This window comes from Megasphaera indica (assembly GCF_046614755.1).
Taxonomy (GTDB): domain Bacteria; phylum Bacillota; class Negativicutes; order Veillonellales; family Megasphaeraceae; genus Megasphaera; species Megasphaera intestinihominis.
The window spans coordinates 1-13663 of sequence record NZ_JBKKJR010000005.1 but is presented as its reverse complement, the minus strand read 5'-3'; the positions used below and the strand labels follow the sequence as shown (position 1 = coordinate 13663).

Genomic DNA, 13663 nt, shown 5'->3' with positions numbered 1-13663 from the left:
ACGATTTTGGCTAAGAACGTAAGAAGCAACAAAAGAAAAGAAAAGAAACACGTAGAATCGGGCGCAGCACATATCCGTTCTACTTTCAATAACACGATCGTTACGATCACTGATGCAAAAGGCAATGCACTGTCCTGGGCAAGTGCCGGCGGCCTCGGTTTCCGCGGTTCCCGTAAGAGCACTCCGTTCGCTGCACAGATGGCTGCTGAACAGGCTGCCAAAGCTGCTATGGAACATGGCCTCCGTCAGGTAGAAGTTTTCGTAAAAGGTCCGGGCTCCGGCCGTGAAGCTGCTATCCGCGCATTGCAGGCTGCAGGTCTTGAAGTCAACTCCATCAAAGACGTAACTCCTATTCCGCATAACGGCTGCCGTCCGCCGAAACGGAGACGCGTATAATCGTAGATAATTAACCAAGGTGTTTTGATTCTGAAATAGGAGGATTTTCCTAATGATCGATGATAACAAGTTTAAAGTTAAAACCGTCGAAATCAATGACGGCGGTACCTATGGAAAATTCGTATGTGAACCTCTCGATCGGGGTTACGGAATCACATTGGGTAATAGTTTGCGGCGTGTCCTCCTGGCATCCCTGGATGGCGTAGCAATCACTTCGATTAAAATCGATGGTGTTCTCCATGAATTTTCGACCATCCCCGGCGTTCGGGAAGATGTTTCGGAAATCATCCTCAACCTCAAACAGGTTCGGATGAAATTCCTGGACGATGATATCAACGAACTCGATATCACTGTCGATATCTCTGGTGAATGTGAATTCACTGCAAACGATCTTAACGTAAACTCAGACATTGAAATTTTGAACCCGGATCTTCATATTGCCACGCTGGATACGGACGCTGAAATCCGTATGCAGTGCCACATTGAACGCGGCAAAGGGTATGTTCCTTCTACGAAGAACAAGAAAGAAACGGATATGATCGGGGTCATCCCCATCGATTCGATTTTTTCGCCTATTGTGCGCACCAACTACGAAGTAGGCAATATCCGGGTCGGCAACGAAATGGATTACGATTCGTTGACGCTTGAAGTGACGACGGACGGCAGCATCAGTGCTGAAAACGCCGTCGCCAAGGCTGCATCCATTATGATCAGCTATTTGAACTACTTCCAGGACATCGCCACCGACGCCAAAGTCAATGACACGTTGGCTGAATTCACCAACAAAGATGGCGAAGAACCGGAAGCACCGACAGAACCGGACCTCAACGACATCAAGATTGATGTCCTCGATCTTTCCGTACGCGCTTCGAACTGCCTGAAACGTGCAAACATCTACACCTTAGGCGACCTCGTAGAACGGACGGAAGACGACTTGTCCAAGATTCGCAACCTCGGCAAGAAGTCTGTCGATGAAATCATTGAAAAGTTGCAAAAAGAAGGTTACGATTTAAAATCGAGTAACGAAGAATAGTTCGAGGAGGATGAACGATGGCTTATAGAAAGTTGGGACGAGACAGCTCCGCACGTAAAGCATTGCTGCGTAGCATTGTCACCTCTTTATTCCAGCATGAACGCATTGAAACGACAGAAGCAAAGGCAAAAGAACTTCGCAAAGTCGCTGACAAAATGCTTACCCTCGCAAAACGCGGCGACCTCCACGCTCGCCGTCAGGTCTTGGCATACATGATGGATGAAGAAGTTGTCAAAAAAATGTTTGACGAAATTGCACCGAAATACAAAGATCGTCAGGGCGGTTATACTCGCATCATCAAAACTGGCGTTCGTCAGGGCGATGCTGCTCCGATGGTAATCATCGAATTAGTATAAGCTTGTAAGAAAAAAGGAGCTGTCGCAAGACAGCTCCTTTTTTGCAATCCGCCGGTCGCCGGTCGCAGGCCGCTTCGGATTCAGATGCCGTTGCGCGGCGTCAGACTCAAACTGACAACGGCGCTTCGGGAAACCCTCAGCGCGTAGCGGGCGCCCCACGTGGTCGCCCCTACAGGTGCGGGATAACGTATCACGACCCTCGGCTCGTAAAAAACGCCCCAATCGGGGCGCGTATGGCTCCCCTGATAGGGGAGCTGTCAGCGAAGCTGACTGAGAGGTTTCGCAGGCTGCCTCGGATTTAGATGCTGCTGCTCGGCGACAAACTTAAAAAATGCCCCAACTGGGGCCATCGTAGGGGCCGACCTTTAACCTCTCAGACCGCCTTTGGCGGCCAGCTCCCCTATGAAGGGAGCCTTGGGCGGCCCGCCGCGACCAATCGGCCATATACTTAACGAATCTATGTGGTATGATTTTGTGACCTGCGGTCTGCGAACAGCGCGCCCACGACCTGCGGCCGGCGACCGGCCGTTTATCTCGGACTCAGATGCCGTTGCGCGGCGTCAGACTTAAACTGACAACGGCGCTTCGGGAAACCCTCAGCGCGTAGCGGGCGCCCCACGTGGTCGCCCCTACAGGTGCGGGATAACGTATCAAGACCCTCGGCTCGTAAAAAACGCCCCGACCGGGGCTATCGTGGGGGCCGACCTTTAACCTCTCAGACCGCCTTTGGCGGCCCGCCGCGAACAGTTGGCCATACCCCAAGCTGGTCAATGTGGCATGGTTTTGCGACCTGCGACCTGCGGCCGGCGCGCCCTATGAGGGCGCATGCGACCAACCAACCTCTCCGGCCTTTTAGGCCACCTCCCCTATAAGGGGAGGCATAACGATGAACGACATCGCCGAAGGCGATAAGCCACTAACCACTAACCACTAACCACTAACCACTAACCACTAGCTCGCTACGCGAGCCTACCCCAAAAGGAGTGAATATAAATGCCATATCGTATGATGTTAGCTGTCAACTTTACACCGGAACGGCTGGACCAGGTCAAGCTCCTGGCCCTCTTGACGAAATCGAAGGTCAAGGCCGTTACGGAAGCGGAAAAAGGCGAAACGGTCGGCAAAGTCCTGGGACTGACTGACGAAGAAATCGCTGAAATCGCCGCTATGAAACAGGAAACGGAACAGACCAAGGTTCATGAACAGATGAACGAAGACGAAAAACTTCCGCCTGTCACCAAGGAAGCGCTGATCCTCTGCGGCTTCGATAACCAAGCTGTCAACCTGCTCCTGAGCAGTATCCGCCGGGGCCGCCTGAAGAACGTACCCCTCAAGGCCATGTTGACGCCGAACAACATTTCCTGGACTATCGAAACGATTTTGCAGGAATTGTCGAAAGAACACGAATATTTTCATAAAAAGAGGTAAGACCATGCGTCCTACGACACTTTGCTTTCCCGTCCGCCCGGACGGGAAACTTTTATTAGGCCGCAAAAAACGCGGCTTCGGCGTCAGCAAATGGAACGGCTTCGGCGGTAAGATCGAAGCCGGTGAAAACTTCCTGCAGTGCGCCGTCCGGGAACTCCGGGAAGAAACGGGCCTCATCGCCAGGGAAGAAGACCTGGAACTCGTCGGCTTCCTGGACTTTCACTTCTCGGCCTCACCGGACCTGGACCACATCGGATTCGTCTACTTCCTCCGCCAATGGCAGGGGACTGTCCAGGAAACCGAAGAGATGGAACCGCAATGGTTCGACTCGGTAGCCCTTCCGTATGATGAAATGTGGAAAGGCGACCGGACGTGGATTCCTATGCTGCTGAAAAAAGAAAAAGTAAAGGGCATCATCACCTTTGCCGAAGACAATGAACATGTACAACATATGGAATTTTGCTATATGAATTCTATATAACTAAATAGATTGTAAAAAACGACAGATGGACATCATCTGTCGTTTTTTGCGTTTATACGACGATTTAGACATATTTTGGAGCTTGACATTGACAGGTCATTTATTCTACTACTTATAAATTATTAATATAAAATATTGAATTTGTAATTAATTATTAAAGATTATATATTGATAAAATATATAATATTGGCTCTATAAAACCAACTAGGTTAATAGCGGTGAAAAGAATGAAAAAAACTTTGATGAGTGCTGTCCTGCTGAGTTTGGGTGTGACGGCGAGTGTATTGGCAGCACCGGCGACGACGGCCAACGTTTCCGTAGACAGCCCGTATTATGGGTATATCGAAAAATTGAGTGCCATGGGCTATCTCGATACCATGCCCAATGGGGCCAAACCATACAGCCGCATGCAGATGGCTCAATGGGTCGTCCAGGCTCAGGATAAGGCCCAGACCAAACCCATGCCGAAATACTTGGCAGATCAGGTCGATGCCCTGGCGCAGTACGTCGCCCCGGAAGTGGCTACCCTGCGCGGGGAAAAGACATACGATTCGTTGAAACTCCGCTCGGTCTCGCTGACGGCAGCGGCTCAGCTCTCGGATACGCCACGCCATTCCTATAGCCATATTAATCGCAGTCATACTACTAATGCAGGCTGGCAGACCTTTGGCGCCAATCGCAATGGCTATAAATACGGCCGTTACGGCAATGGCATCTTGGAAGCTGAAATTTCCGGGAACATCGGTCATGAAACGGCTATCGCCCTGCGGCCGCGCTTCAGCTATGACAAGGACAACGATTTCAGCGCCAGTCTGGAAGAAGGCTATATCAAGACCCGTGCCGGCATCTGGGCCTTTGAAGCCGGCAAAGAAGCCATGACCTGGGGGCAGGGGGAAACGGGCAATCTGGCCTTAGGGAACAACATGCGCCCCTTGACGACCATCCAGGCGCACTTCATTGAACCACAGCGCGTCGGCGGCTTCTTCCGATTCCTCGGTCAGGCAGACGTCCATCTCTTCTACGGCTTCCTCGAAGGCGACCGTCATGATCGTGCGGCTGCCCGGGGAATGACAGATTACGACGATGCCGGCCTCATCGGCATCCGCGCCGACTTTTCGCCGACATCGTACTTCACCTTCGGCCTGTCCCGCCTGTCCATGCTCGGCGGTGACGGTAATGGCCTGGATAGTTCCGACTGGGGCCATTGGCTCTATGGCCGTAATGACGATGCCGATACGGACCGTTGGGATGATATTGCCGGCGGCGACTTCTATGGCGAACTCTACGGCGAAGACCAGTCGCACTATATGCCGTCCAAAGTTGCTTACCGGGCCGGCATATACCTGCCGAAACTGACTCATGATGGGTCCTGGGACATGACCTTGGAAATGGCTGATACCCAGCGACGTCTGGTACGGCCACCAGCGCTTCAATAACGGCTGGACCTATCACGACGCCATCATGGGCGATGCCATGGGCCGCGATGCCCGCAAATACTATGGCGCTATCCGCCACTATTTGCCTCATGAAACGTCCATCGGCCTCTATGCCCAGCGGACGGAAATGGAACGGGGCATGCGCGTCCATCCGACTGTCAATGAATTCGGCCTCACTGGCCAGACCAAACTGGGTCAGGACGTCTACCTCAACGGCATCATCGGCTACGCCAACGTAGAAAACGCGGACTTCACCATTCATACAGACCACGACAAATTCGCTACTGCCACCATTCAGTGGAGGTATTAGAATACGGCTCTCTTGATAGGAGAGCTGTCAGCGAAGCTGACTGAGAGGTTTCGCAGGCACAGTTCGCCGGTCGCCGATCGCCTCGGACTCAAATGCCGCTGCGCGGCGTCAGACTCAAAGTGACAACGACGCTTCGGGAAACCCTCGGCTCGTAGGGAAGAACCCCACCACCACAAGCGGTCCCCCTCCCCTTATCAAGGGAGGCGAATGGCTCCCCTGTGAAGGGGAGCTGTCAGCTAAGCTGACTGAGGGGTTCTTACAGCGACCAGTCAGCCATATACCCAAGCTGGTCAATGTGGCATGGTTTTGCGACCTGCGACCTGCGCGCCCATAAGGGCGCCCACGACAAACCAACCTCTCCGGCCTTTCAGGCCACCTCCCCTATAAGGGGAGGCATAACGATGAACGACCTACGAACTACGACGAACGACATGCCCCGACCGGGGCCAGCGTAGGGGCCGTCCCAAAGGGCGGCCCGCTGCGACCAGTCGGCCATACACCAACCGGGTCCATGTGGCATGGTTTCGCGAACAGCGGCCTGCGGCCGGCGCGCCCATAAGGGCGCCTCAAAATGGAGAACAATCATGATAGATATTCACTCACATATTTTATACGACATTGATGATGGCTCTGAAGCTTTGGATATGTCGCTGCAGATGCTGCGCATGTCCGTCGATTCCGGAGTCACCGATATTATTGCGACGCCTCATGTCAATCGTCAGGGCCATATACCGGCCTGGCAGACGATTCTGGACAAGGTAGCAGCCCTTCAGGAAGAAGCGGATAAGGCTCAAATTCCTATCCGTATCTATACGGGCGCGGAAGTGGAACTCAACGGAGACACGTTGCGCTTTATGAAGGAAAATCACGACGACTATTGCCTGGCTGGCAGCCGTTATGTCATGTTGGAACTGACCGACCAGTCCCAGCCGGATATCGTCGAAAAGATGATTTATGAGCTGCAAATGCGCGGGTTCCTGCCACTTTTAGCACATGTAGAACGCTATGAGCGCCTCATGGAGCGTCCGGAAACGCTCTTGGCATGGATGAATAAGGGTGTCCTAGCTCAATGCAATACAGGCAGTTTCACGGGCTATTTCGGCTCGAAATTGCAGCAGCGCGTCCGCGACCTCTACCGCAATGGCATGATCCACTTCCTGGGCAGCGACGGGCATCGCGTGGAATTTCGCACGACGGATATACGCGAAGCCCACGAAGAACTGGACCGCCTGGCTGCCAAGGATAAGCAGCACGTCAATCTTTGGAACACGGCGACTCGCAATGCCGAATGTATTTTAAAGAACCGCGTCTTTTATCCCGACTTGCCGTCGCACTGGCAAAAGGAGAAAAAAGGCTTTTTCCATCGTCTCTTTGGTTGAATATAGGATGTGAATACAGATGTTAAAGAAAAGTATACTGGCATTGGCCGCCGTGACCGCTTTGTGGACCGGGACGGCCTGTGCCGAAGAGTATTATATGCGGCCTGGCGATGAGCTCAACATCGTCGTCACGCAGCAGCAGGACCTGGGCAATTCATCAACGAATCAGTCGCCCTTCGTTGTCCGGCCCGACGGTAACGTGTCCTTTCCCTTAGTCGGGGAAATCCACGCTGAAGGCATGACGGTCTCTCAGTTCATCAATGTCCTGCAGCAGGGCCTGGCCCGGTATATCGTCGATCCCGATGTATCCGTCAATATTTCCAAGTTAGGCCGCGTCCGGGTCTACGTCTTTGGTGAAGTCAGGAAGCCCGGTGCCGTGGAACTGGAAAAGGGCCATACCGTCATCGACGCTATCGGTGCCGCTCAGGGCTTTACGCGGGATACGGCGAAGAAGAAGATTTTCCTCATCCATCAGGATCAGCCGAAATCGCTCATTCCCATTAACCTCAATAATATGCTCAAAACCGGCGATATGTCGCAGAATGTCACCCTCCGCGAAGGGGACATCCTTTACCTGACCAAGAACCATCGCATCGACTTTGCCCGCGATATCGCGCCGATCTTCAGCAGTATTTACATGATTACCGAAGCGAAAGACAACTTAGATAACAATTAGTATTTACCATACAGGAGTTGAACAGGGTGGAAGAAATAACCATTGATTTGAAAGACCTCTTTCAAGTTGTCATGGCCAACAAGAAGAAAATCGCGGCTATTACGGCGGCCTTCATGATTGCCGGCGGGGCCTATCTGCTCGTCGCGCCGCCGGTGTACCAGTCGACGTCGCTGCTGCGCATCAAGCAGGATAAGGGCCTGGGCGATTCGATTTTGTCCAAAGTGTCCGGCGGCAATGCCATGGACGATAAACAGCGCATGATGACTGATGCAGAAATCCTAAAGAGCCGCAACGTCGTCCTGCCGGTCATCGCCCAGACAGAAGAACGCGATGAAGACGGGAAACTGCCCGATTATGATGGCTATGTCAAGAAGCACATCATTACCAAACCGTATAAAGATACAGAAATCCTGGAAGTCGACGTCACAGGCAAGTCGCCGGAACAGGCCCAGAAGGCCAATAACCTCATCATCAAGGGCTTCATGAACCGCCTGACCGAACTGAGCCATGACGAACAGAAGCGGACCCGCGAGTTCCTGGAAAAGAGGCTGGCCGCGTCCAAAGACGAATTGAGTCAGGCCGAAGATAAGCTGCAGCAGTATCAGTCGGCCAACAAGATGTACTCGACGGATGACCAGATGAAGCAGCTTACGGATAAGCTGAACATTGTCGACAAGGCTAAAGCCGAAAACCAGCTCAACCTGGAAACGGCCCAGGCCGGCCTGAGCAGCGTCAATGAACAGCTCAGCTCGGCTGGCGTCTCCATCGCCGACAGCCCGGCCATCCAGCAGTATAAGACCCAGCTGGCGCAGCTGGAAGCGACCAAAGCCAGTTACGTCGGCAAATATACCGACGAACATCCGAAGATGCAGGAAATCAATAACCAGATCAACTCCACCCGTGATTCTCTGAATCAGGAAATCAGCAAGATTGTCGCCCAGCAGGCGCCGTCCAGCAATACTGTCCAGCAGGGCTTACTGGCCGATAAATTCAAGAACGAAGCGGCCATCGCCGTAGCCCAGAGCAAAAAGACGGCCCTGGACCAGATGGATGCCCAGAATGACGCCATCATCGCGTCGCTGCCGGAAAAGGAACAGGGCTTCGTCCGCGTCAAGCGCGATGCCGACGTCAACAACGAAATCTATGTCATGCTGGCCAAACGCTTGGAAGAAGCCAAAGTAGCCGAAGTCATGGTACCAAATGAAGTACAGGTCGTCGACTGGGGGACATTGCCGGAAAAACCGATTAAGCCGCGGAAAGTCTTGATTATGGCTATCATGACCTTGTTAGGTCTCATCGTCGGCATGGGGACGGTCATCGTCCAATCCCTCATGTATCGCAAGATACGGACGGCCGAAGACGTGGAAAAAGAATTGGGACTGCCTGTCCTGGGGATGATCCCCGATACCAGTACCTTACAGGAAGAACAAGACAGCCGTGACGGTTTATGGTCGAAACTTAGGAGGAAATTATGGCGGAAATAGATTTTGTCACTCATTATAACAGCCGGTCTCCGGTATCTGAAGCATACCGCGCTATTCGGACGAATCTCCAGTTCGCCGGTGCCGGGAAAAAAATGAAAACCATCGTCTTTACGTCGGCCGTTCCGAACGAAGGGAAATCGACTGTCGTGTCTAATCTTGCCATTATTACAGGGCAAGATGATAAGCGCACTTTACTCATAGACTGCGACCTGCGCAGACCGACTCTTCATCGTCGGCTCAGCTTACTGAACCGGGGATTAATGAACTGCTTTGCTGAAGACCTGCCGTTGCAGGAAGTCATCCAGCCGGATATTTTTCTCAATGTCGATATCGTTACCAGTGGCCCCATTCCGCCGAATCCGGCCGAACTCCTGGGGTCGAAGAAGATGAAGGCCCTTTTACAGGAAGCGGCGGAAATGTATGATTACGTCTTCCTCGACATGCCCCCCGTCCTGGCCGTCACTGATGCCGTCCTCATGAGCAGCCAGACCGACGGTACCATCCTCGTCTTGGGCAGCGGGGATATCAGTCCGGACGAAGGCAAACAAGCCAAAGAACTCTTAGAAAAAGTCCACGCCAACATCCTAGGCGTCATCTTAAATAAAGTCCCGCAGCACCACAAGAGCGGCTACTATTACTACTACTATTACGACGAAAATCATAATAAAAAACGGAAAAGACGTTAGCCTCCCCTGCGAAGGGGAGGCGCAGGCCGCCGGCCGCCTCGGACTCAGATGCGGCGTTCCGCCGCGACAGACTCAGAGCGACAACATCGCCTCGAGTAACCCTTGGCTCGTAGGGAAGAACCCCACCACCGCAAGCGGTCCCCCTCCCCTTATCAAGTGAGGCGAATGGCTCCCCTGTGAAGGGGAGCTGTCAGCGAAGCTGACTGAAGGGTTCTTACAGCGACCAGTCAGCTATATATCTAACTGGTCAATGTGGCATGGTTTTGCGAACAGCGACCTGCGCGCCCATAAGGGCGCCCACGACAAACCAACCTCTCCGGCCTTTCAGGCCACCTCCCCTATGAGGGGAGGCTTAACGACGAACGAACTACGATGAACGACGGGGCTGAAGGCCCCATAATACAATGAAAGGAATGAAAAAAGGTCATGAAGACCCGTGTCTATCCTACGTCACGTAAACTTTTCGGTTTACTTGGTGACGTGACTATCATCACCCTAACTTATATACTCCTGACCTATCTGATTATCCCGCCTAGTGCGCGGGAAATACATCAGGCTTTATACTCGGGTATGCTGCCGGTTGCTGTTATCTTTTCGGTCTTATTGTTCAGCATCAATGATCTTTATACGATTGAACACAAGCGCTTCAGTGAAGTCCTGATCAGCCTGGCTGTCAGTCTCTTCCTGGTCCTCATCCTGGTCATGGCTTTGAGTTTTGTCATTCATGAATTCGCTTATTCCCGGGTCTTGATTGCTTCCAGTACGGCTGTACAGTTTGTCCTACTCGGTTTTTGGAAGCGAGCCGTCCAACGTTGGGAACAGAGCCTTCATCCTGTCCGCCGGGTCATAATTATGGGCAACGAAGACGAATGCCGTCATGTCTATTACCGCATGAGTGCCCAGCCTCAGCTCAAGCTGAAGCTCCAGCACGTCGTCATGAATCCGCAGAAAAATTGGCGCCAGGAACTGGAAACCTGCGACATCGACACGCTCATCATTTGTTCGGATATCCCCATTACAACCAAGGCGGATATCGTCAACTACTGCACGGATAAGGAAATCCAGCCGTACATCATTCCCGGCTCTTACGAAATCTTCTGTAACGGTGCCATGCTGCAGAAAATCGACGACGTCCCGGTCTTCCGGCCCAAGAGCCTGCGCCTCAGCGTGGAACAACGGGCCGTCAAGCGCACTGTCGATATCATCGTGGCCGGTATGGCTGCCATCTGCGCCCTGCCCTTCGCCATTCCCGTCGCCCTGGCTATCAAGCTCGGCGATGGCGGTCCCGTTCTCTACAGTCAGGTCCGCGTCGGACGCTTTGGCAAGGAATATAAAGTCTATAAATTCCGTTCCATGCGCGTCGATGCAGAAAAATATTCCGGTCCCCAGCTGGCGACGGAAGACGACCCACGCATTACCAAAGTCGGCAAATTCATCCGCGCCACCCGCCTGGACGAACTGCCGCAGATCCTCAACGTCCTCAACGGAGACATGAGCCTCGTCGGGCCCCGACCAGAACGGCCTTTCTTCGTCGAAAAATTCAAACAAGAAAACCCCGAATACGCCTATCGCCATAACGTCAAACCGGGCATCACCGGTCTGGCCCAGGTCTTCGCAAAGTACAACACTACGCCGTACGACAAACTCGTCTACGACCTGATGTACATTGAAAACTACAGCATCTTAGAAGACTTCATCATCATGATCCAGACCATCAAGATCCTAGTCACCAAGAGCGCTACCGAAGGCAAAGACGTCAGCGGCAAAGACCTGGACCTAAGCAAATTCCAGCGCTAAAAAGCCCTCAAAGCCTCCCCTAATAAGCCCTTTTTGGCCCATCAGGTGCTGACCGCAGGGAAGCGCAAGATGGTTGCCAAAACGGAGAGTCGTGCTGGAGGTGCCACGAAGTGGCGGAGAGGTTCTTCCTATTTTTACAAAGGATGGATTATTTATGCCTGTAAATTATTCTGTTTTAATGTCTGTCTACTACAAAGAGCATCCCGATTACTTGCGGCAAAGCATGCAAAGTATTTACGACCAGACCGTCCCGACTGACGACTTCGTTCTCGTCTGTGATGGCCCATTGACGCCGGAACTGGATGCGGTTATCGCCGACATGCAGCAACAATTCGGGCCGCGCCTGAACGTCTGCCGTCTTTTAAAAAACGGCGGCCTCGGTAAAGCTTTGAACTTCGGTATCGGACAATGCAAAAACGACCTCGTCGCCCGCATGGATTCCGATGACGTCAGTCGCCCCGACCGGTGTGAACGACAGCTTGCCGCATTTCAGGACCATCCCGAATACAGCTTGGTCAGCGGTATCGTAGAAGAATTCAGCGATACCGTCACGAACGTCTCCGTTCGCCGTATCGTTCCCGAACACCAAAACGACATCATTGACTTTGCTAAGAAACGCAATCCTTTCAACCATCCTTGTATTATGTACAAAAAAAGCGACGTAGAAGCTGCCGGAGGCTATCAAGATTTCTATCTGTTAGAAGATTACTATCTCTGGGTTCGCATGCTCCAACAAGGTTTCATCGGCTATAATTTGCAGGAGCCGCTACTGTGGATGCGGGCCGGCAGTGATATGTATAAACGTCGAGGTGGCTGGAAATATGTCCAGTCTCAGCGCAATCTCTTCAAATACATGGCACAAACTGGGTTCATCACAAGAAACCAATACCAGATTCAGAGCATGATTCGTCTGATTGGAGCTATTGTACCTAATTGGTTACGGGCATTTTTATTTAAACAAATCTTGCGAAAATAATGGGATAAGGAGTAATGCGGAATGAAGTTGGCGATTTTGTTGCTTTGTCATAAAAACGCAGAGCAAATTAATCTTTTTCTTGAGACATTAAAGCATCCAGACATCGAATTTTTTATTCATATGGACAAGAAGGCCGACATCGTAGATCAACTAATCAAACGACCAGATATCCATGTGTTACCGGATAATCTTCGTGTCGATGTGAAATGGAGCGGATTTTCAATGATTGAAGCAACGCTTAATCTATTGAAAGAAGCTTACAAAACGACTAGATTCGATTATTATTGGCTTTGCAGCGGACAAGATTTTCCCTTAAAGTCTCCGGGGCAGATTATTGAATATTTCAGTCAGCATGTTGGCCGTAATTTTATATCTCTTCGTCCGTCTTATAATTATCGAAACGACCATCATGAAAATCATCTTGATAAACGAAATGTAATGAAATATCCGGAATTTTTTATGGATAGAACTTTTTCTAAAAGAGTCCTCAAACGTTTGTATATAGAAATATCGGGGGGGTGGAATTCTACTTATTATATTTTTCGTAGGAAGGATAAATTTTCCACCCTTTCTTTTTATTTTGGGCCACAATGGATTGCTATTACAGATTCTTTCACTAAGTGGTTATTATCATATTTGTCCGATAATCCTTGGTACGAAGAAGGGTACAAATCCAGCTTGACGCCTGATGAATCTTTTTTTCAAACGTTATTTATGATGTCGCCCTATAAAGAAACAAGACATAATTATCTGCATTATGTTGATTGGACTAGCCAAGATGGAAAAGTCAAAAATAGTCCTAATACACTAACGATAGCTGATTATGGTGCTATGAAAAATTCTGGATATTTGATGGCTCGGAAGTTTGATACGGATGTGGATAAAGTGATTATAGAGAAATTGGCGAAATTTGATTGATTTATTAATTAAGTTCAGCAGTTTACAACTTTTTGAACAAATAAATATCGCGTAACCACACTTTGAAGTATAATGAATCTGCTAAAACACACCATCTCAAAGGAGTTACGCGATGAATTCATTATACCTCGAAAATTCGATTATTGGTAGTCTGTTTCGTTTCTTTTCTCCATATTTTTCTGCGGCGACACGGCCTACGCAATTCCTGCTGACCTGGCTGGTTATCGCTCAGTTAGCCCTGCAGGCCTTCCCGTCCCTTCGCTTTCTTCACCGGAATTTCTTGTCCCAAGTAACGCATCGCTGCTTG

General features: G+C 51.0%; 14 protein-coding genes and 1 pseudogene. All 15 read left to right on the top strand.

The window, feature by feature from the left end:
* Positions 1 to 6 precede the first annotated feature (6 nt).
* Complete coding sequence (rpsK, locus tag ACFCTO_RS04085) at positions 7 to 396, top strand: 30S ribosomal protein S11 (protein WP_014015761.1); 390 nt, start codon at positions 7 to 9, stop codon at positions 394 to 396.
* Between the two features lie 52 nt (positions 397 to 448).
* Positions 449 to 1429, top strand: coding sequence for a DNA-directed RNA polymerase subunit alpha (locus ACFCTO_RS04080; protein WP_292300283.1), 981 nt, complete (start codon positions 449 to 451; stop codon positions 1427 to 1429).
* Between the two features lie 17 nt (positions 1430 to 1446).
* Positions 1447 to 1785, top strand: coding sequence for a 50S ribosomal protein L17 (rplQ, locus tag ACFCTO_RS04075; protein WP_499876441.1), 339 nt, complete (start codon positions 1447 to 1449; stop codon positions 1783 to 1785).
* A 993-nt stretch (positions 1786 to 2778) separates the two neighbouring features.
* On the top strand, positions 2779 to 3213 hold the full coding sequence (locus tag ACFCTO_RS04070; RefSeq protein WP_239639729.1) for a DUF3783 domain-containing protein: 435 nt from the start codon (positions 2779 to 2781) through the stop codon (positions 3211 to 3213).
* 4 nt (positions 3214 to 3217) lie between these two features.
* On the top strand, positions 3218 to 3694 hold the full coding sequence (locus ACFCTO_RS04065; RefSeq protein ID WP_302485204.1) for an 8-oxo-dGTP diphosphatase: 477 nt from the start codon (positions 3218 to 3220) through the stop codon (positions 3692 to 3694).
* A 227-nt stretch (positions 3695 to 3921) separates the two neighbouring features.
* Positions 3922 to 5130, top strand: a complete 1209-nt coding sequence (locus tag ACFCTO_RS04060) for a capsule assembly Wzi family protein (protein WP_302485205.1) — start codon at positions 3922 to 3924, stop codon at positions 5128 to 5130.
* Positions 5131 to 5155: 25 nt separating this feature from the next.
* A complete protein-coding gene (locus ACFCTO_RS04055; RefSeq protein ID WP_302485206.1) occupies positions 5156 to 5440 on the top strand; it encodes a hypothetical protein in 285 nt (94 codons plus the stop codon).
* A gap of 584 nt (positions 5441 to 6024) precedes the next feature.
* Entirely contained in the window at positions 6025 to 6819 is a 795-nt protein-coding gene (locus ACFCTO_RS04050) for a tyrosine-protein phosphatase (RefSeq protein WP_302485207.1), read from the top strand.
* A 19-nt stretch (positions 6820 to 6838) separates the two neighbouring features.
* Positions 6839 to 7495, top strand: coding sequence for a polysaccharide biosynthesis/export family protein (locus ACFCTO_RS04045; protein WP_481324963.1), 657 nt, complete (start codon positions 6839 to 6841; stop codon positions 7493 to 7495).
* A gap of 26 nt (positions 7496 to 7521) precedes the next feature.
* Positions 7522 to 8979 (top strand): GumC family protein, encoded by a 1458-nt coding sequence (locus ACFCTO_RS04040; protein ID WP_499876440.1) that lies wholly within the window; start codon positions 7522 to 7524, stop codon positions 8977 to 8979.
* A complete protein-coding gene (locus tag ACFCTO_RS04035) occupies positions 8967 to 9665 on the top strand; it encodes a CpsD/CapB family tyrosine-protein kinase (RefSeq protein WP_302485210.1) in 699 nt (232 codons plus the stop codon). Before ACFCTO_RS04040 ends, ACFCTO_RS04035 begins: the two co-directional genes overlap by 13 nt.
* A 426-nt stretch (positions 9666 to 10091) precedes the next feature.
* Positions 10092 to 11462: a sugar transferase gene (locus tag ACFCTO_RS04030; protein ID WP_499876439.1), complete on the top strand. Its 1371-nt coding sequence runs from the start codon at positions 10092 to 10094 to the stop codon at positions 11460 to 11462.
* 154 nt (positions 11463 to 11616) lie between these two features.
* A complete protein-coding gene (locus tag ACFCTO_RS04025; protein ID WP_302485212.1) occupies positions 11617 to 12438 on the top strand; it encodes a glycosyltransferase in 822 nt (273 codons plus the stop codon).
* Between the two features lie 21 nt (positions 12439 to 12459).
* Entirely contained in the window at positions 12460 to 13356 is an 897-nt protein-coding gene (locus ACFCTO_RS04020; protein WP_499876438.1) for a beta-1,6-N-acetylglucosaminyltransferase, read from the top strand.
* 112 nt (positions 13357 to 13468) lie between these two features.
* Positions 13469 to 13663 (top strand): annotated as a pseudogene (locus tag ACFCTO_RS04015) (IS701 family transposase); the annotation flags it as partial.

What these genes read in the sequence shown, in the direction of transcription:
- ACFCTO_RS04080 (WP_292300283.1), top strand. Translation starts at nt 449, where the DNA reads ATGATCGATGATAACAAGTTTAAAGTTAAAACCGTCGAAATCAATGAC.
- rplQ (WP_499876441.1), top strand. Translation starts at nt 1,447, where the DNA reads ATGGCTTATAGAAAGTTGGGACGAGACAGCTCCGCACGTAAAGCATTG.
- ACFCTO_RS04070 (WP_239639729.1), top strand. Translation starts at nt 2,779, where the DNA reads ATGCCATATCGTATGATGTTAGCTGTCAACTTTACACCGGAACGGCTG.
- ACFCTO_RS04065 (WP_302485204.1), top strand. Translation starts at nt 3,218, where the DNA reads ATGCGTCCTACGACACTTTGCTTTCCCGTCCGCCCGGACGGGAAACTT.
- ACFCTO_RS04060 (WP_302485205.1), top strand. Translation starts at nt 3,922, where the DNA reads ATGAAAAAAACTTTGATGAGTGCTGTCCTGCTGAGTTTGGGTGTGACG.
- ACFCTO_RS04055 (WP_302485206.1), top strand. Translation starts at nt 5,156, where the DNA reads ATGGGCGATGCCATGGGCCGCGATGCCCGCAAATACTATGGCGCTATC.
- ACFCTO_RS04050 (WP_302485207.1), top strand. Translation starts at nt 6,025, where the DNA reads ATGATAGATATTCACTCACATATTTTATACGACATTGATGATGGCTCT.
- ACFCTO_RS04045 (WP_481324963.1), top strand. Translation starts at nt 6,839, where the DNA reads ATGTTAAAGAAAAGTATACTGGCATTGGCCGCCGTGACCGCTTTGTGG.
- ACFCTO_RS04035 (WP_302485210.1), top strand. Translation starts at nt 8,967, where the DNA reads ATGGCGGAAATAGATTTTGTCACTCATTATAACAGCCGGTCTCCGGTA.
- ACFCTO_RS04030 (WP_499876439.1), top strand. Translation starts at nt 10,092, where the DNA reads ATGAAGACCCGTGTCTATCCTACGTCACGTAAACTTTTCGGTTTACTT.
- ACFCTO_RS04025 (WP_302485212.1), top strand. Translation starts at nt 11,617, where the DNA reads ATGCCTGTAAATTATTCTGTTTTAATGTCTGTCTACTACAAAGAGCAT.
- ACFCTO_RS04020 (WP_499876438.1), top strand. Translation starts at nt 12,460, where the DNA reads ATGAAGTTGGCGATTTTGTTGCTTTGTCATAAAAACGCAGAGCAAATT.